23 protein-coding genes are annotated in these 24,180 nt (G+C 72.0%); 5 read left to right on the top strand and 18 right to left on the bottom strand.

The annotated features are described in order from the left end of the window. Window positions 1-13: 13 nt before the first annotated feature. On the bottom strand, window positions 14-568 hold the full coding sequence (locus tag P3T41_RS12975; RefSeq protein WP_280689925.1) for an AAA family ATPase: 555 nt from the start codon (window positions 566-568) through the stop codon (window positions 14-16). Window positions 569-663: 95 nt separating this feature from the next. Between P3T41_RS12975 and P3T41_RS12970 the strand changes: the two genes are divergently transcribed. Beyond that, window positions 664-1,179, top strand: coding sequence for a DinB family protein (locus P3T41_RS12970; protein ID WP_280689924.1), 516 nt, complete (start codon window positions 664-666; stop codon window positions 1,177-1,179). A gap of 37 nt (window positions 1,180-1,216) precedes the next feature. Here the strand turns inward: P3T41_RS12970 and P3T41_RS12965 are convergent, their stop codons facing one another. Further along, window positions 1,217-1,885 (bottom strand): MSMEG_1061 family FMN-dependent PPOX-type flavoprotein, encoded by a 669-nt coding sequence (locus P3T41_RS12965; RefSeq protein WP_280689922.1) that lies wholly within the window; start codon window positions 1,883-1,885, stop codon window positions 1,217-1,219. A 48-nt stretch (window positions 1,886-1,933) separates the two neighbouring features. On the opposite strand from P3T41_RS12965, the gene P3T41_RS12960 reads away from it, so the two are divergent. Next, on the top strand, window positions 1,934-3,340 hold the full coding sequence (locus P3T41_RS12960) for an FAD-binding oxidoreductase (protein WP_280689921.1): 1,407 nt from the start codon (window positions 1,934-1,936) through the stop codon (window positions 3,338-3,340). Window positions 3,341-3,518: 178 nt separating this feature from the next. Here the strand turns inward: P3T41_RS12960 and P3T41_RS12955 are convergent, their stop codons facing one another. Further along, entirely contained in the window at window positions 3,519-5,264 is a 1,746-nt protein-coding gene (locus P3T41_RS12955) for a carbohydrate binding domain-containing protein (protein ID WP_280689920.1), read from the bottom strand. Window positions 5,265-5,980: 716 nt separating this feature from the next. Between P3T41_RS12955 and P3T41_RS12950 the strand changes: the two genes are divergently transcribed. Next, window positions 5,981-6,790 (top strand): transglycosylase SLT domain-containing protein, encoded by an 810-nt coding sequence (locus P3T41_RS12950; RefSeq protein ID WP_280689919.1) that lies wholly within the window; start codon window positions 5,981-5,983, stop codon window positions 6,788-6,790. Between the two features lie 117 nt (window positions 6,791-6,907). Here P3T41_RS12950 and P3T41_RS12945 read toward each other — a convergent pair whose 3' ends face one another. From P3T41_RS12945 to P3T41_RS12900, 10 genes are all read right to left on the bottom strand, one after another. Then, window positions 6,908-7,822: an ABC transporter substrate-binding protein gene (locus tag P3T41_RS12945; RefSeq protein WP_280689918.1), complete on the bottom strand. Its 915-nt coding sequence runs from the start codon at window positions 7,820-7,822 to the stop codon at window positions 6,908-6,910. Window positions 7,823-7,868: 46 nt separating this feature from the next. Further along, window positions 7,869-8,534, bottom strand: a complete 666-nt coding sequence (locus P3T41_RS12940) for an ABC transporter permease (protein WP_280689917.1) — start codon at window positions 8,532-8,534, stop codon at window positions 7,869-7,871. Next, complete coding sequence (locus tag P3T41_RS12935; protein WP_280689915.1) at window positions 8,531-9,199, bottom strand: ABC transporter permease; 669 nt, start codon at window positions 9,197-9,199, stop codon at window positions 8,531-8,533. Before P3T41_RS12935 ends, P3T41_RS12940 begins: the two co-directional genes overlap by 4 nt. Next, a complete protein-coding gene (locus tag P3T41_RS12930) occupies window positions 9,189-10,412 on the bottom strand; it encodes an ATP-binding cassette domain-containing protein (protein ID WP_280689914.1) in 1,224 nt (407 codons plus the stop codon). The genes P3T41_RS12935 and P3T41_RS12930 overlap by 11 nt, the downstream gene beginning before the upstream one ends. A gap of 221 nt (window positions 10,413-10,633) precedes the next feature. Continuing rightward, window positions 10,634-11,032 (bottom strand): rhodanese-like domain-containing protein, encoded by a 399-nt coding sequence (locus tag P3T41_RS12925; RefSeq protein WP_280689913.1) that lies wholly within the window; start codon window positions 11,030-11,032, stop codon window positions 10,634-10,636. Continuing rightward, a complete protein-coding gene (locus P3T41_RS12920) occupies window positions 11,026-11,544 on the bottom strand; it encodes a cysteine dioxygenase family protein (protein WP_280689912.1) in 519 nt (172 codons plus the stop codon). Before P3T41_RS12920 ends, P3T41_RS12925 begins: the two co-directional genes overlap by 7 nt. A gap of 526 nt (window positions 11,545-12,070) precedes the next feature. Then, window positions 12,071-12,316: a hypothetical protein gene (locus tag P3T41_RS12915; RefSeq protein WP_280689911.1), complete on the bottom strand. Its 246-nt coding sequence runs from the start codon at window positions 12,314-12,316 to the stop codon at window positions 12,071-12,073. Beyond that, entirely contained in the window at window positions 12,313-12,726 is a 414-nt protein-coding gene (locus P3T41_RS12910) for a hypothetical protein (RefSeq protein WP_280689910.1), read from the bottom strand. Before P3T41_RS12910 ends, P3T41_RS12915 begins: the two co-directional genes overlap by 4 nt. A 126-nt stretch (window positions 12,727-12,852) precedes the next feature. Continuing rightward, a complete protein-coding gene (locus tag P3T41_RS12905) occupies window positions 12,853-14,316 on the bottom strand; it encodes a HAMP domain-containing sensor histidine kinase (RefSeq protein WP_280689909.1) in 1,464 nt (487 codons plus the stop codon). Then, window positions 14,313-15,050 carry a response regulator transcription factor gene (locus P3T41_RS12900; RefSeq protein WP_280689908.1) on the bottom strand — a complete coding sequence of 246 codons (738 nt, stop codon included), beginning with the start codon at window positions 15,048-15,050 and terminating at the stop codon, window positions 14,313-14,315. The genes P3T41_RS12905 and P3T41_RS12900 overlap by 4 nt, the downstream gene beginning before the upstream one ends. 241 nt (window positions 15,051-15,291) lie before the next feature. Here P3T41_RS12900 and P3T41_RS12895 point away from each other — a divergent pair, with 241 nt between their 5' ends. After that, window positions 15,292-15,558 (top strand): GlsB/YeaQ/YmgE family stress response membrane protein, encoded by a 267-nt coding sequence (locus P3T41_RS12895; RefSeq protein ID WP_280689907.1) that lies wholly within the window; start codon window positions 15,292-15,294, stop codon window positions 15,556-15,558. A 125-nt stretch (window positions 15,559-15,683) separates the two neighbouring features. On the opposite strand, the gene P3T41_RS12890 is transcribed toward P3T41_RS12895, so the two are convergent. The 5 genes from P3T41_RS12890 to P3T41_RS12870 form a co-directional block, all read right to left on the bottom strand. Next, a complete protein-coding gene (locus tag P3T41_RS12890) occupies window positions 15,684-16,193 on the bottom strand; it encodes a hypothetical protein (RefSeq protein WP_280689906.1) in 510 nt (169 codons plus the stop codon). Continuing rightward, the gene (locus P3T41_RS12885) at window positions 16,190-16,573 is read right to left on the bottom strand and encodes a type II toxin-antitoxin system RelE/ParE family toxin (RefSeq protein WP_280689904.1); all 384 of its coding nucleotides are present in this window, start codon (window positions 16,571-16,573) and stop codon (window positions 16,190-16,192) included. Before P3T41_RS12885 ends, P3T41_RS12890 begins: the two co-directional genes overlap by 4 nt. Before the next feature lie 177 nt (window positions 16,574-16,750). Then, window positions 16,751-18,760 carry a putative Ig domain-containing protein gene (locus P3T41_RS12880; protein WP_348533651.1) on the bottom strand — a complete coding sequence of 670 codons (2,010 nt, stop codon included), beginning with the start codon at window positions 18,758-18,760 and terminating at the stop codon, window positions 16,751-16,753. Between the two features lie 695 nt (window positions 18,761-19,455). Next, window positions 19,456-20,085, bottom strand: coding sequence for a TetR family transcriptional regulator (locus P3T41_RS12875; protein ID WP_280689902.1), 630 nt, complete (start codon window positions 20,083-20,085; stop codon window positions 19,456-19,458). 131 nt (window positions 20,086-20,216) lie between these two features. Next, a complete protein-coding gene (locus P3T41_RS12870; protein ID WP_280689901.1) occupies window positions 20,217-21,248 on the bottom strand; it encodes an aldo/keto reductase in 1,032 nt (343 codons plus the stop codon). A gap of 290 nt (window positions 21,249-21,538) precedes the next feature. On the opposite strand from P3T41_RS12870, the gene P3T41_RS12865 reads away from it, so the two are divergent. Next, window positions 21,539-24,046 (top strand): RICIN domain-containing protein, encoded by a 2,508-nt coding sequence (locus tag P3T41_RS12865; RefSeq protein WP_280689899.1) that lies wholly within the window; start codon window positions 21,539-21,541, stop codon window positions 24,044-24,046. The last annotated feature ends 134 nt before the right edge of the window (window positions 24,047-24,180 follow it).

Raw genomic sequence — 24,180 nt, 5'->3', positions numbered from 1 at the left:
GGAAGTGGTGCGGTCAGACGGCCGCCGCGGCCGCCCGCAGCTGTTCGAACGCGGTCGGTGTCGGCCGCGCGGGTAGGAACTTCTTGATCTGCTCGGCGCACTCCAGCGGCGAGGCCAGGCTGGTGTCGACCTCGATGTCGTAGACGCCGTGGGCGTGCACCTGGGCGAACTGCCGGGCGGCCATTCCCGGTCGGCGGTCGCCACGGGCCAGCTCGCGCCGTTCCAGCTCCGGCAGCGGGCAGTGCACGCCGACCAGCACGACGTCCTTGGGCGGGAACAGCGCCAGGCAGTCGTCGAGCCGCCACCGCTCGCTGAACAGGTGATCCACCACGACGTTGTTGCCGCCGGCCGCCATCCCGGCGACCGCCCGGTGGAAGCCCGACCAGGTCCGCAGCAGATCGGCGCGCAGCTCGGCCTCGTCGGCGTACTCGCGCTTGGCCCGCATCGCGTGGAAGCGGTCGACCGGCAGGTGGAAGTACGTCTCGTCGAGGATCGGCAGCAGCTCCTGCGCGATGCTCGACTTGCCGGAGCTGGAGGTGCCGTTCAGGAAGATGATCATTCCGCTCATGGCCTTCACTGTAGGCGGACGGTGCGCGTGGCGGTCGCGCCGGGTTGTCAGTGGGGCGTGCGATGGTGAGAGGAGCCGCTTCGCAGGAGGTTCCGATGCCCCGCTTCGTTCCGCCCGTCGCCGATGAGAGCACCGCCCTGCTCGCCTTCCTCGCCCAGCAGCGGTCCGCCCTGCGGTATTCGGTGCTGGGACTGACGGAGGATCAGGTCTGGTCGGTGCCCACCGTCAGTGAGCTGTCGCTCGGCGGCCTGCTCAAACACACCACGGTCACCGAGCGCCGCTGGGTGGTCGCGGCCCTGGCCGGCCGCCCACTGCCGGGGCTGTGGCCGATCGAGGACTCCGGAGCCGACCTGCGCCGCGCCGAGGGGGAGACCACCGGCGGCCTGCTGGCGGCCTATCAGCAGGCCGCCGAGGAGACCGAGAAGATCATCATCGATCTGCCCGACCTGGGCGTCGGCTGCGCCAACGAGCAGGCGGCGCACTGGTCGGCCCGCTGGGTGCTGCTCCACCTGATCGAGGAGACCGCCCGCCACGCCGGCCATGCGGACGTGATCCGCCAGTCCATCGACGGTGCCCACGCCGCCGATCTGCTGGCGCGGGCCGAGGGGTGAGGGCGCCGCTGGGAGCTCCTCACGTGGATGACCCGTATCACTCGTAGCGGTAGAGCAGCGCCTCACGCTCGTTCTGCTCGATCTTCTCCAGGGTCAGGCCGTCGAGCTTGGCGGAGAGGTGGGCGAGCGTCACCTCGGCGGAGCTGGGGATGGTGTCCTTGGGCAGCCACTGCTCGGGCTTCCACATGACGCCGCGCATCAGCGACTTGGGGCAGTGCCCGTAGACCTCCTCGACCTGCAGCACGATCGCGCTGCGCGGCGGCTTGCCGACGGCGGTCAGCTGGGCGAGCAGTTGCGGGTCGGTCGAGACGCAGGCCCGGCCGTTCACCCGCAGCGTGTCGTTGCGGCCCGGGATCAGGAAGAGCAGCCCGGCCCGCCCGGTGGCCACGATGTTCTGCAGCGAGTCCAGCCGCTTGTTGCCGGTGGCGTCCGGTATCGCCAGCGTGTGCTCGTCCAGCACCGCGACGAAGCCGGCCGGGCCGCCGCGCGGGCTCACATCGCAGTTGCCCGCCGCGTCCGCGCTCGCCACCAGCACGAAGGAGGAGCAGCCGATCAGCCGCCGGGACACCTCGTGGATCCGGTCCACCTGCTTGTGCACGGCGGCCGCGCCCGGCATCTCGTAGACCTCGCGCAACTCGGTGAGATCGCGGACGGCGTCGGCGCTCAGCAGCTCGAACAGGCCGGTGGACGGCGAAGTGGTGGTCATGCGCGCAATCCAATCAGAGGTCTGGCGGTTGGGGATACCGTGGTTTCCATGACCCGACCCGCAACACCGCAGGCCGGCGGCCTGCCCGTGGCGCTCGCCGAGCTGCGCCGGGCGCTCGGCCCCGGCGGGGTGCTCGCGCCGGACGATGCCGCCGCCGGCTTCGTGCGCGACGAGCGCGGAGTGCTGCCGGCGCACCCGGCCGCCGTCCTGCGTCCGCGCAGCACGGCGGAGGTGGCCACGGCGGTCACGCTCTGCGCCCGGTACGGGGTGCCGGTGGTCCCGTTCGCCGGCGGCACCGGGCTGGTCGGCGGGGCCCTGCCGCTCGGCACTGGCAGCCAACTGGTGCTGAGCGTGCGCGAGTTGAATCGGATCCGCAGCGTCGAGGCGGCCGACTTCGCGCTCACCGCCGAGGCCGGCTGCGTGGTCGCCGACGTGCAGCGGGCAGCGGACCGGGCCGGGCTGCTCTTCCCGCTGCGGCTTGCCTCCGAGGGCAGCTGCCGGATCGGCGGCGTGGTCGCCACCAACGCCGGCGGCAGCAACGTGCTGCGCTACGGCATGACCCGCGACCTGGTACTCGGCCTGGAGGCGGTGCTTCCGGACGGCCAGGTGTGGCACGGGCTGCGCACGCTGCGCAAGGACAACACCGGCTACGACCTCAAGCAGCTGCTGATCGGCTCCGAGGGCACGCTCGGCATCGTCACCGCCGCCACCCTGCGGCTCTTCCCCAAGCCCCGGCACCACGCGGTCGCGCTGCTCGCGCTGCCCGGACTCGAGGCGCTCACCCCCCTGCTGGCGCTGGCCCGGGAGCTGCTGGAGGACCGCCTCACCGCTCTGGAACTGTTCGGTCGCACCGGTCTTGACCTGGTGCTCCAGCACCTCACCGGCGCCAGGGACCCGTTCGACCGTCCGCACCCCTGGTACGTCCTGGTCGAGGCCACCGCGACCCGGGACGGGGCCGCGCTGGCCGCGCTCCTCGAAGGCTTCCTGACCGAGGTGACCGAGCGCGGCCTGGCGGCGGACGCGGTCCCGGCCCTCGACCAGGCCCAGGCCCGCGCGTTCTGGGCGCTGCGCGAGGCGCTTCCGGAGGCCGAGAAGCGTGCGGGCGGCGCGGTCAAGCATGACGTGAGCGTGCCGCTGGGCAGCGTCGCGGCCTTCGTCGAGGCGGCCCGGGCGGCGGTGGCGGTGGCCTGCCCGGGCGCACCGGTGAACGTCTTCGGACACGTCGGGGACGGTAACGTCCACTTCAACGTGCTTTCCCAGAAGGACAGTTCGGCGGTGATCTATCGGCTGGTCGGCGAGTTCGGCGGCAGTGTCAGCGCCGAGCACGGGATCGGCGTGCTCAAGCGGGAGGCGCTGGCCGCCACCCGCTCGCCGCTGGAACTCACCCTGCTGCGCACGCTGAAGGCGGCGCTGGACCCGCAGGGGATCATGAACCCGGGCAAGCTGCTCAGCTGAGCGCGTTGAAGTGACGCGGCGTCAGTTCGATGCCGACCAGGGTTCGGCGGTGCGGCAGCGCTGATCATCGCTGATCACCGCTGGTGTCGCACCGCCGATCATCGCGCATCACCGCAGTGGCCGGATCCCGGGGCCCCGGCCGCCCGGGATCCGGCCACCACCGCTGCTCGGCTGCCCGCTAGTTGATCGCGAAGTCGTCCGCGTAGACGTTGCCCTGCGCGTACCAGCCGTGCACGTACACGGAGGCCTTGCCGGTCGAGTCGGTGGTGAACGGCACGCTCAGCTGGGTCCAGCCGCTGCCGGAGACCCAGGTGGAGTTGCCGCCGGCCAGGCCGATGTACGCGTAGTTGCCCTGGACCCAACCGCTCAGCGTGTAGGAGTGGTTGGGCAGCAGGGTGACGCTCTGGTCGCACTCGCCGGTCTGGCTGGAGGTCGGCGCGACCTGGAGCGCGTGGCTGCCGGAGTGGACCGGCGAGCCGACCACCGCGCCGCCGGGCTGGCAGGTCCACGGGCCCAGGCTGCCGGTCTCGAAGCCGCCGTTGACCAGGCCGCTGCCACCGCCGCCGGAGCCGGTGACGGTGAGCGTGTAGCTCGCGGTGTGGCTGCCGGAGGCGGCGGTGCCGGTGATGGTGAGCGGGTAGCTGCCCGGGGTGGCCGCGGTGGTGGTGCTGATGTTGAGCGTCGAACCGGCGCCGGCGGTGACGCTGTTCGGGCTGAGCGAGGCGGTGACGCCCGCCGGGGCGCCGGAGACCGAGAGTGCCACGCTCTGCGCGCTGCCCGAGGTGACCGCCGTGCCGATCGTCGCGCTGGTCGAGGCGCCGGGCTGCACCGAGCCGCTCGCGGGGGAGGCGCTCAGCGAGAAGTCGTTGGACGGCACGCCGCTGCCGGAGGTGAACGGCTCCAGCGCGTGGCTGAAGTCCCAGGTGTTCTGGGCGATGCCGGAGCAGGTGTCCGAGCCCCCCGTCCCGACGCAACCGCCGTTGTCCCGCTCCAGGGCCCAGAACGCCAGGGTGTTGACGCCCTTGGCGGTGGCCCAACTCGCCACGTTGGCGGCGTCCGCGACGGTGGTGGTCTCGGCCGCGCCGTAGTCGTCGATGCCGGGCATCAGGGTGATGCCGATCGAACCCCAGAGCTGAGCGGGCGTCTTGCTCGGGTAGAGGCTCGCCAACTGGTTGTACAGGCCGCTGGCGGCGTTCTCCGCGTCGGTGCCCATCTCGTGGCTGGCGCCGTCGTAGTAGTCGAAGGTCATGATGTTGACCACGTCGACCCGGGCGCCGTTGCTGACCGCGTTCTTCAGCACGTTCAGGCCGGTGCTGGCCAGGCCGCTGGTGGTGGTCGGCAGCGTGTAGGAGAACTGGACGTTGTGCCCGTTCGTCGCCGCCCAGCTTTCGACCAGCTTGATCGCCTTGTTGCGGCGGTCGATCCCGGCGGTGTTGGTCAGCGAGTTGTCCTCGGTGTCGAGGTCGATCCGGTTGACGTTGTAGGTGGTGATCACGTTCTCGTACTGCGCCGCGATCTGGTTGACGTCGGTGCAGCTGTCGGCGATCTCGGTGCCGCCGTGGTCGGCGGCGTAGCCGCCGAAGGACGGGACGACGTCGCCGCCGTTCGCCTGCAGCGAGCTGATCTGGCTGCCGTAGGTCGAGCTGGAGATCGGGGTGCTCGTGGCGCCGTTCCAGTCGGCCGTGCAGGAGCCCGCGGAGGGGGCCTGGAGGAACGCCATCGACAGGTACTTGTTGCCCGACTGCGAGGCCAACGCGGCCGGGTCGTCGCTGCTGTAGGCCTCGAAGTACGGGGCGAAGACGTGCGCGGGCAGCGGCGCGGTCGCCGCGTGGGCGGCGGTGGTGGCGCCGACCAGCAGGCCGGCCGAGGCCGCCAGGGTGGCGGCGGCGGTCAGCGCGGCCTGGACGGATCTGTGAAGTCGCATCAGTGCTCCAGCAGACGTGAACGAGTGGGGGAGGTGGGGGTTCGGGGGTGCGGGTTTGCGCATGACAACGGGCGGCGCGCGAGCGTCGCGTCGTCGGGAGATCGGTAGGGGGCGGTGGGTGAAGGAGGGCAGGGCAGGGCACGTCACTGCCGGCCGGTGGTCACCCCCACAGTGCATCCCGGTCGGAGATGGACAGACCTCATGGTTGGACTAGACCAGTTGTCTGTCAAGAGTCCTAACAATCGCGCGACTTCGGAGGTGCGTCCGGGGGTGGGGGAGTCCGTCATGATCTGTAGGACCGACTGGGCCGAATCGGGCTGGTAGGCGCCTTCCTTCGGTGGTCGCCCAGGTACTCGCAGTCGCGAAGCTGGTGACAACGACCACAGGCGGATCGGGAGTACGGTCCACCGTCGTAGCCGCCGCACCCCGAAAAATGAGGCCGAAACGGTCAGAACGCACCCCGATCAACGATCGATCGTCGTACTGGCGCTGCTTGCTGCCCCATCCTGAACCGGGTTAAACCTGGACGAGTCGCCAAGCGCGCCACCCGCACCGGGCTCCGGCCCGGTGCCGCTCTTTGCGGTGAAGCGCTTTCCGTACGGCACCGACCGATATCGGGGTGCCCACGGTCACCACTGCCTTCGACAGCCAGCGGCCTGCTGCCGCGCTGTCGCCGTGCGCCTGGAGACCGGCCAATCAAGCGAGGTAGACCAAGCATGCGCAGTGCCCTGATGACCACCGTTCGTCGACGATCCTCCGTGGTTCTGGCCTCGGCCGGCCTGGCCACCGCCGTCGTCGCCTCCGCCGTGGCCTTCGCACTGCCGTCCGACGCCGCCACCGTCGCCGCCCCGGTCGCGGTCGGCCACGCCGCCGGCGAGACCGCTGGTGCGCACGGTGACGATCTGCGGATCACCGCGACCAGCACGCCGCACGCGGCCACCCCGATCGCGGCCGCCTCCTACCTGCAGCCGGCCGCCCCGCAGAACACCGGCCACCTGGCGACCTTCGCGCCGTACGGCACGCCGGCGCAGCCGCAGCAGGCCACCCCGGCCGCCGACGCCCAGCCGAAGCCGGCCGAGCAGGCTCAGCAGGCCCCGCAGCAGCAGGCGCCCGCCCCGGCCGAGCAGCCGCAGCCGCAGGCCCCGGCTCCCGCGCCGGCCCCCCAGCCGCAGCCCGCGCCGGCCCCCGCTCCGGCCCCCGCGCCGCAGCCGGCCGTCACCGTGGCCACCGACACCAGCCCGAGCGGCCTGCGCGCGCTGGCCCAGAGCATGGTGCCGGCCAACCAGTGGGCGTCCTTCTCCAGCATCGTCAGCCACGAGAGCAGCTGGAACTACACGGCCACCAACCCGTCCTCCGGCTCCTACGGCCTGGGCCAGGCGCTGCCCGCGAGCAAGATGGCCTCGGCCGGCTCGGACTGGCGCACCAACCCGGTGACCCAGATCAAGTGGACGCTGAACTACATGAACGACCGCTACGGCAGCCCGAACGCCGCCTGGTCGTGGTGGCAGGCCCACCACTGGTACTAAGCCGAAGAGTCGCTGGTACTGAGTCGCTGAACGCCGCGGGGCCGGCACGGAGAGATCCGTGCCGGCCCCGCGGCGTGCTGTGCGACCAAGGCCGCGACCTCAGCCGCGGCTGAGGACTCAGCCGAGCCCGTTGGCCTTGACCCAGTCCTTGGCCACCGCCTGCGGGTCGTCCTTGTCGATCGACACCTTCTTCATCAGCGCCACCAGCCCGGCGGTGTCCAGCTTCGCCGACACCGCGTTGAGCGCCGCGGCGGCCGTGGCGTTCACCCCCGCCTTGTAGACCAGCGGCGTCACGTTCTGCGCGCCGAACACGTTCTTCGGGTCGGCCAGCGACACCAGCCCCAGCTGCAGCAACTTCGGGTCGGTGGTGAAGACGTCGCCGACCTGCACGGTGCCGTCCTTGATCGCGTTCGCGGTGGTGTCCGCGGTCGGCTTCCAGTCCTTGAAGGTCAGCCCGTAGGCGTCCTTGAACTGCTGCTCACGGCGCGACTTGAACTCCGGCATCCCGCCGACGGTGAAGCTCGCGGCCTGCGGGCCCAGGTCGGCGATGGTCTTCAGGTTGTCCTTCGTGGCGGTGTCCTGAGTGACCGTCAGCGAGTCCTTGTCCTCGGCTGCGGCGGAGTCCAGGATCCCGAGGCTGCTGGGGAGTTCCTTGGTCAGCGCCGTGTTGACGTCGGACTCGGTGGCCGCCGTCGACTTGCTGTCCAGGTAGGCGAGCAGTGCGCCGTTGTACTCCGGCAGCACGGTCAGGTTGCCGTCCTTGATCTGCCCGTAGAGCAGCTCGCGACTGCCGATGTTGAACTTCTCGGTCACCTTGACGCCCTTGGCCTGCAGCGCCTGCGAGTAGATCGAGGCGAGCAGCACGTTCTCGGGGTAGTTCGCCGAACCGACCACCACCGTCGAGCCGTTGTCGGCGGCCTTCGAACTCCCGCTCAGCGGATCGCTCGACGAGGAACCGGAGCAGGCGCTGGCGGCCAGCGCGACGGTGGCGAGCAGGGCGGCGGAGCTGACGGCGCGCGAACGCGAAGACATGGGAAGGGTCCCTTCGGAGTGAATGAGTAAGGGTGAAAGACGAGGCTCAGCGCCGGCGCAGGCCGGCGGGCAGCGCGAAACGGTTCAGCGCCGCGAAGAGCAACTGGGTGGCGACCGCGAGCAGCACCACGAGCAGTGCGCCGCCGAGGGTCTGCGGGAAGTCCTTGGTGGCCAGCCCGTCGACCACGTAGCGGCCGAGACCGCCCAGGCCCACGTAGGCGGCGACCGTGGCGGTGGCGATCACCTGGACGGCGGCGGTGCGCAGGCCCGCCAGCAGTGCGGGCAGCGCCCACGGCACGCAGACCTGCCAGAGCACCTGAGGATGGGTCAGGCCGATGCCGCGGGCGGCGTCGCGCAGATCGGGGTCGGTGCCGCGCACCCCCTCGCAGGCCGCGACCAGCAGCACCGGCGCCGCCAGCGCCACCAGCGGCACCAGCACGGCGGTGTCGCCGACCCCGGCCAGCAGCACCGCGAGGGTGACCAGGCCCAGGGTGGGCAGCGCCCGGGCGGCGCCGGTCAGCGCCGTCACCAGCGCGGCCGCCCGTCCGGTGTAGCCGAGCAGCAGGCCCAGCGGCACCGCGAGCACGATCGCCAGGCCCAGCGCCTCGCCGGTGAGGATCAGGTGCTCGCCGACCCGGTGCACGATCGAGTCCGGGCCGTGCAGCCGGTCGGGGTCGGTGAAGAACGTCGACAGCCAGCTGAACCAGTTCATCGTCCCACCACCGTCTCCCGGACCGCCCACGGCGCCAGCAGCCGGCGGGCCAGCAGCAGCACCGCGTCGGTGACCAGCGCGAGCAGCGCCACCAGCACGATGCCCGCCACGATCGGGGTCGGGAAGGTGCGTTGGAACCCGTCGATGAAGAGGTAGCCCAGGCCGCCGCGCCCGACCAGCGCGCCCACGCTGGCCAGCGAGATGCTGGAGACCGCCGCCACCCGCAGGCCGGCCACCAGGTACGGCACGGCGGACGGCAGTTCGACCGCCGCCAGCCGTCGCCAGGGCCCGTAGCCGAGCGCGGTGGCCGCCTGTCGCACCGGCTCGGGCACCGCGCGCAGCCCGTCCACCGTGGTGGGCAGCAGCACGGCGAGCGCGTAGCAGGCCAGCGGGATCATCACGGTCGCCTGGGTGGCCAGCCCGGTGTACGGGATCAGCACGACGAAGACGGCCAGCGAGGGCAGTGCGTAGACCACGTTGAAGACGGCGGCGAGCGGCTGGTAGAGCCGCGGGAAGCGGGTGCAGAGCAGGCCGAGCGGCAAGGCCAGGGCCAGCCCGATCAGCACCGGGACCAGGGAGATCACCGCGTGGTCCCGGAGCAGGCCCCAGAGGTAACCGAGGTGGTCGCCGATCCAGCGCCAGCGGACCAGGGGTTCACCGTCCATGGCCGGCTCCACTGCCGCTGGGAGCGGGGTCGGGGGCCGGGTCCGAGTCCGGGTCTGGGGCCGAGCCCGGGTCCTGGCCGGGCTCCTGGCCGGGGTCTGGGACGCGGTCGGCGGGTATGCCGGCGGGTTCGCCGGCGGCCTCCGCCGCCTCCCAGGCCGCCTCGTCGGTCAGCGCGGCCGCCTGCGGGCCGGCCGCGTCCAGCGCGTCGAGCACTGCCGCGCGTGGCGCCAGCCCGAGCACCCGGCCGTCCCCGTCCACGGCCACGGCCGCCCGCGCGGGGGAGAGGACAGCGCTGTCCAGCGCCGTGCGCAGGGTGTCCACCCCCGGCTGGAAGACGGCCACTTGCCGGACCGTTTCGCTGGCTGCCGCGCGCTGCCAGCCGCTGGGGCGGCCGTGCTCGTCCACGGTCAGCGTCCAGCCCTCGAACGGCTCGGCGTGCGGCACCAGGGGGATCCCCGCCGCCGGGCGCAGCGCCAGGCCGCGCAGACCCCGGTCGCGGCCGAGGAAAGCGCTGACCTGCTCGTCGGCGGGCGCGTTCAGCAGGGTGGCGGGGTCGGCGACCTGGCCGATCCGGCCGTGCTCGCGCAGCACCACGATCTGGTCGCCGAGCCGCACCGCTTCCTCGATGTCGTGGGTGACGAAGAGCACCGTCTTGTTCAGCTCGCTCTGCAGCCGCAACAGCTCCTCCTGGAGCCCCGCCCGCACCACCGGGTCGACCGCGCTGAACGGCTCGTCCATCAGCAGCAGCGGCGGATCGGCGGCCAGCGCCCGGGCCACCCCCACCCGCTGCTGCTGACCGCCGGAGAGCTGGTACGGATAGCGCTTCCCCGTCTCCGGCGCCAGCCCCACCAACTCCAGCATCTCCATCGCCCGGGTCCGGGCCCGCTTGCGGTCCCAGCCGAGCAGGTACGGCACGGTGGCGATGTTGTCGAGCACCTTGCGGTGCGGGAAGAGCCCGGCCTGCTGGATCACGTAGCCGATCCCCCGGCGGAGCTTGGCGGCCTCCAACTGCGCGACGTCGGTGCCGTCCAGCAGGACCCGGCCCGAGGTCGGCTCGACCATCCGGTTGACCATCCGCAGGATGGTCGTCTTGCCGCAGCCGGACGGTCCCACCAGCACGGTGGTCCGGCCGGCGGGCACGGTGAGATCGAGGCCCTCGACGGCGATGGTGCCGTCCGGGTGGCGCTTTCCGGCGCCGTCGAATCTGATCACTGGACAAGTTCCTAAGCTGGGTGCCGGAGCACCGTCGTCGGTACGGCGGGTGAAGCGTGGTCAGGGCTGACACCCGTCGCTGCCTGCCCCCGCCAGGACCAAGGGAAACCCTGAACGGTGATTGGTGACGGATCCGACACGCCGTGCGGACCTGGTGTGATGTCAGATTCCGGGTGAGATTCGGTCGACAATAGACCGATTGTGCGCAGTGCTTGTGCGCTTTACGTGTTCTGCGGCCCCGGGACGGTCGGCAGTCCGGCGGCGGCCCAGCCGACGAAACCGCCGTCCAGGTCGGTCGCGCGGTGCAGCCCCAGCTCACGCAGCGAGGCAGCGGCCAGGCTGGAGGCGTAGCCCTCCGAGCAGACCAGCACGACCGGCAGGTCGTACCCGGTGGCCTCGGCGATCCGGTGACTGCCGGTCGGGTCGAGCCGCCACTCCAGCACGTTGCGCTCGATCACCAGGGCACCCGGGATCTGCCCCTCGACGCCGCGCTGGGCCGCCGGCCGGATGTCGATCAGCAGGGCCGCCTCGGCCTGCTGGGCGTGGTACGCCTCGCGCGCGCCCGGGCGGTGCACGCCCGCGCGGGCGCGCGCCACCAAGTCCTCGACTGTGGTCACCACTGCTCCTTCCCCTCACGCGCGGTCAACCGCAGGCCACTGGCGCGCAGCTCGTACCGGGACATCTCGTCCAGCGGCGGCGAGTACGCGTGGATGGTAACCGCGGGCCCGCCGGTCGTGTTCCGCACATCGTGCAGGAACTCGGGCCCGAACGCCCGAGCCGCGCCGGTGGGCAGCCGCCGGGTGCGCAACTCGCCGTCCGCGCCGCCGATCGACAACTCCTCCAACTCCCCGAGCGCCACGGTGAAGGCGCCGCGCGAGCCGCCGTGGTCGTGGAAGCCGGTGGACTGACCCGGCAGCCAGCTGATCAGCCAGACCTCGTGGTCCTCGGTTAGGCTCAGCCGCTCGTACCAGCGCTCGCCGACCGAGAGGCGGACCTTGTGGATCCACTCCTGCGGCCGCTCGGCCAGCTCGGTGACCAGGGCGCGCAGGGCGGCGGGGGTGAGCGGGGGGATCTCGGTACTCGCAGTGGTACTCACATCGGTACTCGCGGTGGTACTCGCGTCGGTACTCATGGGGAGTCCTCACGGAAGCTCGGGGTGCGCTGACGCACGCCGGTCCTGGACGAAGAACGGACGGGCCGGCGGAGCGCGCGTGAACGGCAACGGGGGAAACGGGGGTGAAGACGGCCGCGCACCCTGGCAGGTGGTCACAGGGTCGGCTGCGGCGAAGCGGGAGAGCGCAGGCTCAACCGGTCAACAGGCACACATGTCGCTCGCCTGGCGTCGCAGATCGACGTGCAGGCGGCAGACGAGAGCGGTGCCGTGGTCCATGGTCGAGATAGTGGTTGATCGGTTGCGGCGCCGTCAAGCCGCCGTCCGGCGGGTCTCGCCAATCGGGCCTGGCGGGTCAGGCCCGACGGCTCTCGTTTCGAGCGCGCCGCGAGTCGCGGTCGAGGTCGTATACGACCAGGAGGGGGACTCCCGTGGACCTTCTCCTGCTTCGGTCTGCGGCTTCGGTTTCCTGCAGCACCAATGCGTTCGGCGCCGGTGCCGACCCGAGGGTCCGTACCGGCGCCGAAGGCGTGGTGCCGAGGTGTCGTCAGTTGTTCTGTGCCGCATCCGAGTCGGCGTCGGCAGCGGCGCTGTCGGCCGCGTCGAGCTTCTGCTGCATGTCCTTCAGCTGCTGGTCGGCCGTGCCGGCCCCCGCGCCCGCCGAGCCGGTGGCGCTCGGCCCCGGCGCGGGCGGCTGCGTCGCGCCCGAGCCCGAGCCGCCGCACGCCGTCAGGGTGACGGCGGCCACCAGGGCCGCCGCCGTCAGGCCGGCCGCGCGCAGTGCCCTGCTCACTGGGACGGGGCGGACGAGGCGCCGAGGCCCTGCGAGGAGCACCAGCTCGCCACTGCGGTGAGGTCGTTCTGACGGGTGGTCAGGGTCGGGATCAGGCTCTTGCGGAAGGTGAGCCGGTCGTTGAGGTAGGTGTAGATCGCGGTCTGGCCGGCGGTCTTGGCGTTGCCCACCCGCTGCTCCAGGCGGGCCACCGAGCCGGCCTCGGTGTCCGGGCCGTTCAGGCGGGTCAGCGCCTTCTGGATCCGGGCCTCGGTCTTCGGCAGCCGCTTGCAGATGCTCTTGGCGCCGTCGCCCTTCGGGACCGGCAGCGGCGAGGGGCTCGCGGCCTGGGCGGGGGCGGCGGCCGCGAGCAGCGTGCCGCCGAGAGCGAGAGCGCCGAGGGTGGCGCCGGCCTTGCGGTAGGAGAGCATGACGGGGTCCTCCAGATCCTGGGGATGGCTGGTTCGCCGGACCGATGGGCGGTCCGGCTGAGCAGGACGGTAGAGCGGCTCTTTGTGGATTCCTTGTGAGTCCTCGCAAGCCGTGCCGCCGAGGGGTCAGGCGGTCGCGCCGATCCAGTCGGGGCGGGCGGGCAGCGGCAGCGTCGGCGCGTCGGCGGCGATCAGCGGCAGCCGGATCTCGAACCGGCAGCCGTGCCCGCTCGGCGGCGTCGACACGGTCACGGTGCCCCGGTGCAGGGCCACTTGCTGGGCCACCAGGGTCAGGCCGAGCCCGGAGCCGGGGCTGTCCGGACGCCGGTGGAACCGGTCGAACACGGCGGCCCGCTCCGCCGGCGGGATGCCCGGGCCCTGGTCGTCCACGGTCACTACCGCCGCGTCGCCGTCCGGCCGCAGGGTGACCGCGATCCGGGTCGGGCCGTCGGGCGCGTGCCCGTGCACGGCGGCGTTCAGCAGCAGGTTGTCGCAGACGATCCGCAGCCCGGCCTCCCAGCCGTACACGCGCAGGCCGCCGGTCCCCTCCAGCGCCTGGAGGTCGACCCGCAGGTCCAGTTCCGGCCGCCGGCGGCGCAGTTCGGCGACCGCCGCGGTGGCCGGCTCGGCCAGGTCGAGCGGTCCGAACGCCTCCTGCTCCACCAGGTCGCCGCGGGCGAGCGTGCGCAGCGCGGTGAGCAGGTCGAGCAGCCGGCGGTGGTCGGCGCGCAGGTCGGCGAGGATTTCGGCCCGCTCGGTGGACGGGAGGTCGGGGTGGGCGCTGAGCACGTCCAGGTTGGTCTGCAGCCCCATCAGCGGGGTGCGCAGCTCGTGCGAGGCGGCGGCCGAGAAGGAGCGCGCGGTCTCCAGGGCCTGGGTGGTCCGGGCGGCCTGACCGTCGTAGCGGGCCAGCGCGCTCTCCAGGGCGGCGGCCAGCTCGTCCACCTCGGCGATGCCGCTGCGCTGGTGGCCGAAGTCGGCGGCACCGGCGGTGGGATCCAGCGCGGCGGCGCGGCGGCCGAGCCGGCTGAGCGGCCTGGTGGCCCGGCGGGCCAGCCCGAAGGCGAGCAGCCCGGAGAGCGGTGCGGCCAGCAGGGCGACCAGGATGATCCGCCCGCGCACCGCGCTGACCTGCGGATTCGCCGCCGACGCCGGTACCGCGACCCAGAGCGTACCCGGGTTGGCACCGTTCACCTGGCGGGCCAGCACGCGCCAGGACTGCCCGCCGGAGCGCACGGTGAGCGGGCCGAGTGCGGCGCCGGTGGGCACCGGCAGCGCGGCGGGGCCGGGGAGTTGACCTTCGGCCAGCAGCTCCTGGCCGTTCGCGTCGTCGACCTGGAGGCCGACGTCCAGTGCGGCGGACAGCACCTTCTGGTGCTGGCTCTGCTCGACCTTGGGCCGGCCCTGCCGGTCAGCGGTGAGATACGCGCGGACGTACGGCAGCTCCAGCTCGGCGCGGTCGCGCAGTTTGGCGTCCTGCTCGTTGCGCAGGTCGTGGGTGACCAGGCCGAGCAGCAGCGCGCCGGTGCCCAGCACCAGCACCGGGAGGATGACCGCGGCCCAGATGGCGATCCGGGTGGCCAGTCTCATCGGGTGGCTCCGGCCTCGGGTCGGGTGGGTCCGGCCTCGGGTCCGGGGATCCGCAGTACGAACCCCACCCCGCGCACGGTGTGGATCAGGCGCGGCCGTCCGCCGTCCTCCAACTTGCGGCGCAGGTAGCTGATGAAGGTGTCGACGGCGTCGGTCCGCACGTCGAAGTCGTAGCCCCAGACCCGGTCCAGCAACTGGTCCCGGGTCAGCACCAGGCCGGCGTTGCGGGCCAGGTGCTCCAGCAACTCGAACTCCCGGCGGGTCAGCCGCAGCGGCTCGCCGTCCCGGCGCACCTCGCGGGTGCTGGGCGCGATCTCCAGCGGGCCGACCCGCAGCACGTCGTCGGTGACCGGCGGACGCCGGCGCAGCAGGGCGCGCAGCCGGAGCACCAGTTCCTCCAACGCGAACGGCTTGACCAGGTAGTCATCGGCCCCGGCCTGCAACCCGGCGACCCGATCGGCCAGTTCGTCGAGGGCGGAGAGCATCAGCACCGGGGTGTCGGTGCCCTGCTCCCGCAGGATCCGGCAGACCTCGGTGCCGGTCAGGTCCGGCATCGAGACGTCGAGCACCAGCACGTCCGGCGGTTCGGCCGCGATCAGCTCCAGCGCCGCCCGGCCGCCGCCGGCCGAGCGGACGGCGAAGCCGCTCAGCCGCAGCCCGCGTTCCAGCGAGCGGCGGATCGTGTCGTCGTCGTCCACCACCAGCACCCGGCCGCTGCTCTCACCGCTGGTCATCGGCGCTCCTCGTACTTCCTGCACGGCTCTTCCCGCATTGCTCTTCCGTGCTGCGCTTCCCGTGCTGCTCTTCCCGCACTGCTCGACGGGCCGCCCACGGTCGCACGCGTCGATGAGAGTTCACTCAGGAAGCGCCCAGTCGACGCTCAGCCTGCTGCCGCGCAACCGGGCGGGCGGCGCCGAGCGTCTGGAGCGACAGACTGCCACGTAGCCAGGGCAGCGGAGCAGAGGGGCAGACAGCATGGGCGTCGTCGGTTGGATCGTGCTCGGCCTGCTGGCCGGGGCCATCGCCAAACTGCTGCTGCCCGGGCGCGACCCGGGCGGCATCATCGTCACCACCCTGATCGGCGTCGCGGGATCGTTCGTCGGCGGCTGGCTCTCCGCACGCTTCCTGCACCGGCCGGTCGCCACGCACTTCTTCGACCTCGCCACCTGGGGTTCGGCGATCGCGGGCTCGCTGGTGCTGCTGATCCTCTACCGGATCTTCTTCGGCAACTCGCGCCGCTGAGGGTTTCCCGGCGGGGGCCTGGGGCGGCTTGTCGGCCGGGGCGTACGCGTCTCATCGACATCGGCACAGCCGTGCCCGCACCCCCGGACAGTCTTCGTGGCGGAGCGGGACCGCTGATCCGATCGTCAGGCGACCGTCGTCCGCAGCCCGTCCAGCTCCGCTACGACCTGTACATCGACGTACCGGGAGTGATCATCGAGTCGGGCATCGTCCTCGGCGGACAGCAGGATCACGTTCGAGGCCGGCGAGTCCGCGAGCAGGCGCTGTAGCAGGCTCGCCCGGTCGGCGACGTCCACCCGGGGCCACCGGTTCGCCTCCACCACGTGCAAGCTGCCGTCCGCAGCGACCAGTACCAGGTCCAGTTCCCCACCGATAGCGCTCATGTACGCGGCCAGGTCCCGCACCGTGGCGAAGCCACCCTCTATGGCTGCGACCTCTTCCAGGGCTACGCCCATATGCCGGGCCACATCCTCGCGGGTGGCCCGCGCGCGCTCGCGGAGCTCTACCAGCCGCCGTCCACGGTTCTCAGCGACCAGGAGGTCAGCGCCCCGCTTGATCTCCTCCCGCTCGGCCGGGTCGTCGTAGAACTCGGCGAGGAAGTCGTCTTCGCCGGTGTAGTGGGTGAAGCCGCTCATCGCTTGTCCTCCTCCGTCATCGCCTTCAAGTGTCGCGCGTAGCGCTCCTCAGCCAGCGGAATCGCCTCCCGGTACCAGGACTGCCAGCGGTCTCGCTTGTCACCGGCCACCAGCAGTACCGCGCGGCGTTTCGGGTCGAATGCGAACAAGATCCGCGTCGACATCGTAGGCCGAAGCTCTTTCATATGCGGCAACGTGCCCTCCAGCCGGTCCACCAGCGGCCGGCCGAGGCCAGGGCCTTCCCGTCGCAGTGCTGTCACTGCCTCGCTGACCGCGCGCAGCAGCTTCGGGTCGTCGCGGCGCAGGTCGTGGAGCCAACTCTTCACCTCGTCGGCGATCAGCAGCTCGTACAGGCGTGACGACGGCTTCTCCGCACCCACAAGTGCCCTCCCTCATCGCGGTACGACCCTATCGCGATGCTCGGGCACGCACAGTATCCACGCGATGGCTCGATGTGCAGCCTGGCCGGACCACTCAGGTCGATCTTCTCGTTCGGACAGCCCGAAGGGCCGCGGCACACGGCCACGGCCCCCGGTATCAGACTGGCTGACGCAGCGTCAGCTGGCGTTCAGTGCGGTGTCGTCGATCACGAAGCTGGTCTGTGCGGAGGAGGAGTTCTCCACGCCGGTGAACTTCAGGGCGACGCTCTTGCCCGCGTAGGAGGAGAGGTTGAGGTTGATCTGGGTGTAGCCGTTGTTGGCGTTGAGGTTGCTGTAGGTGGCCAGGGTGGTGCCGTTGGCGGTGACGGTGAGCTTGTCGGCTGCGGTGGTGCCGGTCTTGTTGGTGTCGATGTGCAGCCAGAAGCTGAAGTTCGCGGAGCAGCCGGCCGGGATGGTGACGGTCTGCGCCAGGGTGTCGGTGTGGGAGGAGCCGTAGCCGTCCAGCCAGGCGTCGTAGTTGCCGGAGTGGGCGGGCTCGCTGACGGTGTCGTTGTTGATGACGCCGGAGGTCGCGGTCCACGGGGAGGCGCTGCCGGTCTCGAAGCCGGGGTTGCCGAGCAACTGGGCCGGGGTGCAGCCGCTGGAGCTGGGGCTGACGGTCCAGCTGAAGGTGGTGCTGCCGGTGGCGCCGGTGGTGTCGGTGGCCGTGGCGGTCACCGAGGAGGTGCCGGCGGTGGTCGGGGTGCCGGAGATCAGACCGCTGGAGTTGATGGTGAGGCCGGCGGGCAGGCCGCTGGCGGTGTAGGTGAGGCTCTGGCCGGAGGCGCTGTCACTCGCCTTGACCTGCAGGCTGACCGCGCCGCCGGCGGCGGTGGTCTGGCTGCCGGGGCTGGTCACCGTGACGGTGTTGCCGCCGGTGCTGCCGCCCGCGGTGAAGGCCGCCAGGCCGTTGGGGGTGCCCCAGCCGGTCGGGCCGTCGTAGCCGGTGCCCGCGGTGCAGAGGTAGGACGGCGAGCAACTGCCGTTGTTGCCGCTGGTCACGTCGTTCAGCGCCGAGGTGTGGGCGTACGGGTAGGACGCCGGGTAGTCGCTCGCACCCGGGGTGCCGGCGTCCGCGTAGACGCTGGCGATGATCGGCGAGGAGGCGCTGGTGCCGCCGTAGACGGCCCAGCCGGAGCCGCCGTAGGTCTGGTAGACCGCGACGCCGGTGGCCGGGTCGGCGACCGCGGAGACGTCGGAGACGGTGCGGTTGCTGCAGCCGGAGTCGGTCTGCCAGCTCGGCTTGGGGTCGTAGGCAGAGCAGCCGGAGCCGGTGCCCTCGGTGCTGCTGGTGTTCCAGACGCTCTCGCTCCAGCCGCGGGCGCTGGAGTCCTTGGTCAGCGCGGTGCCGCCGACCGAGGTCACGTACTGCGAGGAGGCCGGGTACTCGGCGCCGTAGCCGCCGTCACCGGCGGAGACGGTGATGGCCACCCCGGGGTGGTTGAAGTACTGGCTGTCCGAACTGGTGTCGGTGGAGTCCTCGGAGCCGCCGTAGCTGTTGGAGACGAACTTCGCGCCCTGCGAGACGGCCTGGTTGACCGCGGTGCCCAGGTCGCTCATGTTCGCCGAGGTCGCCTCGACCAGCAGGATGTGCGCGTTGGGCGCGGCGGCCGAGACCATGTCCAGGTCCAGCGAGATCTCGCCGGCCCAACCGGTGTCACCGGTGGGGTAGTTGGTGCTGCCGTCCTCGGCGATCTTCTTGAAGCAGCCGTTCGCCGTGGTGCAGGCCGGCAGGCCGTACTGGGAGCGGTAGGTGGCCAGGTCCGACTCGGCGTTGGGGTCGTCCTGCGCGTCGACGATCGCCACCGTCTGCCCGGCGCCGCCGTTGGCGGGCAGGTTGTACGCGCTCTGCAGGTCGCTGGGGCCGTAGCCGGACGGCGTGGCGTTCGGCGAGACGGCGTGCAGCGCGAAGGCGTGCGGCTGGGTCACGTTGGTGCGGGCCAGCGCGAGGCAGGCCATCTCGCCGGGGTGGGTCGGGGCGGCACAGACGTGCTTGACCGTGACCTGGTCGCCGGCGGGGCCCTGCGCGTCGGCCGCGTGGGCGGTCGGGGCGAGCAGGCCCAGGGCGGCGAGTGCGGTGGACGGCAGGACGGCGGTCAGCGCGCGCAGCTTGCGCGGGCGTGGGCCGGCCGAGGTATGGGTGCGCAAGGGAGAACCCTCCGTGGGGGTCGGGGCCGCGCCTGGCCGGCCTGGGGTACGGCCGGGGACCGGGACGGGCCCGTGCTGGTGGATCTCGGCACGTGCGGATGGCCCGACGGCTGGTGGCCGCGGGCCGACGCACCGCACGCGGGTGCATGCCGCATGCGGTGCGGGCAGTGGGGGTGGCACGGGTGGTGCGGGATGGCACGGGTGACACGGGTGACACCGGGCAGCGCGGATGGTGCGCAGAGCACGGGCGATGCGATGGCACGGGCGGTGCGGAGAGCACGGGCAGTGCGCGTGGCGCGGGCGGTGCACGTGCCACGGGCGGTGCGGATGCGCTGATCGGTACGGCGTGACCGGCCCGCCTGCCGGGGGCCGCGCACGCGGGTGGGGGAGCGAGCGCAGACTGCGAAGCCATCACTGGCAGGGGCATGACATCTGATGGGATGTCAAGTACCTGACAGCAGAAAGCCCCACACCCGACCGCGATGGCGCGGGTTGGTGTGGGGCTGACGCTAGTGCGCGGTCAGGATCGGCGGCAAGGCACGGGAGCGATCCTTTACACGGATGAAATCCTCAACTTGGCTGATCAGTGGCGGTGTTCGCGGAAAACCGGCCGCCCGTCGGATTGACGTACCGTCAGTTCTACGTCACTTCTCCGCGCCACTTCTCTGCGTTACTTCTTCGCGTCACTTCTCGCGTCACTTCTTCGCGGGGCGCGGTTTCGCTTCGCCGTTGCCCCACTTGCCGCGCAGGCCCGCGTGCAGCAGGGACCAGAGTGCCTCGAAGTCGGCGCTCGAGCGGCGTTCGTCGGCCCACTCGGCGGCGTGCGCGGGGTCGTGGAAGTGTGCGGTGGCCTGGAACACCGCACGGGCCATGGTCTCGACCTGGACCGCGCTGAACTCGCCCTGCCAGATGCCGTCCTGGATGACGTGCGCGAGCTGTGCGGTGAGCGTGTCCAGGTGCGCGTCGACGGTGCCGCTGTTCTCGGTGACCAGGGTGAGGTAGGTGGCGAACAGCTCGGGGTCGTCCAGCGCCTTCTTGCGCTTGGCCGCGAAGAGCGTGGCCAGCCAGCGGTGCAGCCGCTCGCCGGCCGGGCCGGCCTCCAGGGTGATCGCTTGCAGGCTCTCGTGCTCCTGGTCCAGCCAGCGCTGGGTGACCGCCTCGCGCAGCGCGGCCTTGCTGGGGAAGTGCCGGTAGACGCTGCCGTGGCTGACGCCGAGGACGCGCGCGATGTCCACCACGGTGGCCTTGGCCGGGCCGAACCGCCGCAGCACGTCCTCGGCCGCGCTGAGGATCTGCTCGGGGGTGAGGGTGGTGTCGCTGGTCACGGAGCGCTACGTCCTATCTGGTGCGGCGGATGCGGCCGACGGCTGACGGCTGACGGCTGACGGCCTGGGCTGTCGGAAGGCCCGAGCGGTCTTCCCGGGGTGATGCCCGCCCCGGGAGACCGCCGATCGACTCAGTGCTCGCGGGGCGCGCTGTGCTCGCTCCGCTCGCTGTCGAGGTGGGCCATCTGTGCGGCAGCGTACCTCTCACCAGCGGCGGCATCGGCGGGGACGGCCGCCTCGATGGCCGCGAGGTCGGCGGCGTCCAGGTGCACGTCGACCGAGCCGAGCGCCTCGCTCAGCCGCTCCCGGCGACGGGCGCCGACCAGCGGCACGACGTCCGCGCCGCGCCCGGCGACCCAGGCGATCGCCACCTGGGCCACGCTGGCGCCCTTCTCCTCGGCGATCGCGCGCAGTGCCTCGACCAGGGCGAGGTTGTGGGCCAGGTTCTCCCCCTGGAAGCGGGGGCTGTGGCCGCGGAAGTCGGTGCCGGCCAGCTCGCGCTGCGGCGTCCAGTGGCCGCTGAGCAGGCCGCGGGAGAGTACGCCGTAGGCCGTCACGCCGATGCCCAGCTCGCGGGCGGTGGGCAGCACCTCGGCCTCCGGGCTGCGGGAGATCAGCGAGTACTCGATCTGCAGGTCGCTGATCGGGTGTACGGCGGCGGCCCGGCGCAGGGTCGCAGCGCCGACCTCGGAGAGGCCGATGTGGCGGACGTAGCCGGCCTTCACCAGGTCGGCGATGGCGCCGACGGTCTCCTCGATCGGGACGTTCGGGTCGAGCCGGGCGGGGCGGTAGACGTCGACGTAGTCGGTGCGCAGGCGGCGCAGCGTATAGGCGAGGGCGGTCTTGGTGGCGGCGGGGCTCGCGTCGTAGCCCAGCCAGGAGCCGTCCGGGCCGCGCTGGGCGCCGAACTTGACGCTGAGCTGGACGGACTCGCGGTCGCGGCCGCGCAGCGCGTCGTGGATCAGCAGCTCGTTGTGGCCCATGCCGTAGAAGTCGCCGGTGTCGATCAGGGTGACCCCGGCGTCCAGGGCGGCGTGGATGGTCGCGATGCTCTCGGCCTCGTCGGCCGGGCCGTACATGTCGGACATGCCCATCGCGCCGAGGCCGAGGGCGGAGGTGGTGGGGCCGGTGCGGCCGAGCTTGCGGGTGCCGATGACGGTCATCTGGGGCTCCGGGGGAGGGGGTGGGCGGGGTTGTGCGGGGCGGGGCGGGTGGCGGGTGCCCTCGGAGACAACTTTGGCATGACGGATGACAGATTTCAATAACTGTCATCGGTCATCTGTCCGCTGGCATCGGTCATCCGTCATCCGGACGCGCCCAACTGCCACCCCGCGCACGATCCTTGACGGTGCGTCATCCCGTCCCTACTGTGTGATTTTGCTCAGTTGCGTTCGTTTCACCGCACCCCCCGCGCATAATCCCCCACAGCGAACCACGGGAGTACTGCATCCAGATGCGAACCCACCCCCGCACCCGACCGCGCAGCCTCGCCCCGGCCACCCTGGCCGTCCTCGCGCTCTGCCTGTCCCTGCTCACCAGCCGCGCCCAGGCCGCGCCGGCCCCCGCCGCGCCGCCCCCCGCCGCCTCGGCGACCACCTCCCGCGCCGCCGCCCAAGCGGCGATCGCCCCCACCACCGTCACCGTCGACGGCACCTCGTCCGGCCGCACCTTCGACGGCGTCGGCGCGATCAGCGGCGGCGGCGGCAACTCGCGCCTGCTGCTCGACTACCCCGAGCCGCAGCGCGGCCAGATCCTCGACGACCTCTTCGCCCCCGGCCACGGCGCCGCGCTGCAGATCCTCAAGGTGGAGATCGGCGGCGACACCAACTCCACCGACGGCGCCGAGTCCTCCATCGAGCACACCCGGGGCAGCATCGACTGCGACAACGGCTACGAGTGGTGGCTGATGGAGCAGGCCAAGGCCCGCAACCCGGGGATCAAGCTCTACGCCCTCTCCTGGGGCGCCCCCGGCTGGATCGGCAACGGCAACTTCTGGTCCCAGGACACGATCGACTACCTGATGTCTTGGCTCGGCTGCGCCAGGCAGCACAACCTGACCATCGACTACCTCGGTGGCTGGAACGAGCGCGGCTACAACGCCGCCTGGTACGAGAACCTGCACGCCACCCTGGCCGCCACGGGCTTCGGCGCGACCAAGGTGGTCGGCGCCGACGACACCTGGGACATCGCCACCGCGATGCGGAGCGACCAGGCGCTGAACGACGCCGTCGACATCGTCGGCACCCACTACCCCTGCGGCTACATGTCGGCGATGACCAGCTGCAGCAGTACGCCCGACGCGCAGGCCACCGGCAAACAGCTCTGGGCCAGCGAGAACGGCTCCGAGGACGCCGACACCGGCGCCGCCCCGATCGCCCGCGCCCTCAACCGCGGCTACCTGGACGCCAAGCTGACCGCCTTCATCAACTGGCCGCTGGTCGCCGGTCTTTACTCCAACCTCGGCTTCAACACCATGGGCCTGGTCACGGCCGACCAGCCGTGGTCCGGCGCCTACGCCGTCGGCCGCAGCACCTGGGCCATCGCGCAGACCACCCAGTTCACCGCGCCCGGCTGGCAGTACCTGGACACCGGCTCCGGCTACCTGGCCGGTGACCGGGCCAACGGCAGCTACGTCAGCTACGCCGCACCCGACCGCAGCGCCTGGAGCAGCGTCTTCGAGACGATGGACGCCACCGGTCCGCAGACCGCGACCCTGCGCGTCACCGGCGGCCTGCCCGGCGGTGCGCTGCACGTCTGGTCCACCGACTTCTCCTCCAACTCCTCGACCGCGCACCTGGTCCCGGGCCCGGACCTGGCCCCGGCCGCCGACGGCAGCTACCGGCTGACCCTGCAGCCCGGCCGGATCTACACCGTGACCACCACCACCGGACAGGGCGCCGGCGCCGCCAGCTCCCCGCAGCGCAGCGTGCTCGCCCTGCCGTACCAGGACAGCCTGGCCGGCACCGGAACCGGACAGGAGGCCCGCTACTTCAGCAGCATGAACGGCGCCTTCGAGACCGAGCCGTGCGCCGGCGGCCGGGCCGGCAACTGCCTGCGCCAGCAGGCCCCGACCACCCCGATCCGGTGGACCGACGAGAGCGGTGACCAGCCCTACGCCACCATGGGCGACCTGAGCTGGACCAACTACACCGTCGGCGCCGACGCCCTGCTCGAGCAGTCCGGCACCGCCGAACTGCTCGGCCGGGTCGGCACCCAGGGCCGCAACAACAACGGCCTGAACGCCTACAACCTGCGGGTCGGCGACGACGGCCGCTGGACGATCCTGAAGGACGGCCAGAGCTGGACCTTCACCACCCTCGCCTCCGGCCAGGTCGCCGCGCTCGGCCTGAACACCTGGCACCACCTGGAGCTGTCGTTCCAGGACAGCACCATCACCGCCCGGCTCGACGGGGTCACGCTGGCCACCGTCACCGACAGCAGCTACGGCGCCGGCCAGATCACGCTCGGCACCGGCGGCTACTACAACGCGCAGTTCAGCAATCTGTCCATCACCCCGGGCGACAGCACCTCGCTGGACGGCACCTACCAGCTGGTCAACGGCAACAGCGGCCAGCTGCTGGACGCCGCCAACCAGGGCACCGCCGACGGCACCCCGGTCATCCAGTGGCCGGGTGACGGCGGAAGCAACCAGCAGTGGCGGCTGACCGCCACCGGCGACGGCTACTACACCGTCACCGGCGTGGCCAGCGGCAAGGCCCTCGACGTGCCGAACACCAGCCCGGTGCCCGGCACCCAGCTCGACCTCTGGACGCCGAACGGCGGGACCAACCAGCAGTGGCTGGTGGTCCCGGCCGGCAACGGCCGCTACACCCTGGAGTCGCGCTCGGACGGGGAGCTGGTCGACATCAACGGGGCCTCGCTGGTGATGGGCGCCGAGGCGATCGAGTGGCCGGCGAACGGCGGCGCCAACCAGAGCTGGCAGCTGGCCAAGGTCGGCTGAGCGAGGCTGAAACAGCGCTGAGCAGGGCTGAACAGGGCTGAACAGGGGTGGGGGGGGGCGCCCCCCCCGCGGGGGGGGCCCCCCCCCCCCCCCCCCCCCCCCCCCCCCCCCCCCCCCCCCCCCCCCCCCCCCCC

The sequence above is a fragment of the Kitasatospora sp. GAS204B genome, from assembly GCF_029892155.1.
Classification (GTDB): Bacteria; Actinomycetota; Actinomycetes; order Streptomycetales; family Streptomycetaceae; genus Kitasatospora.
Note: the sequence above shows the minus strand (reverse complement) of the source record. Positions and strands in the feature narration are given on the sequence as shown.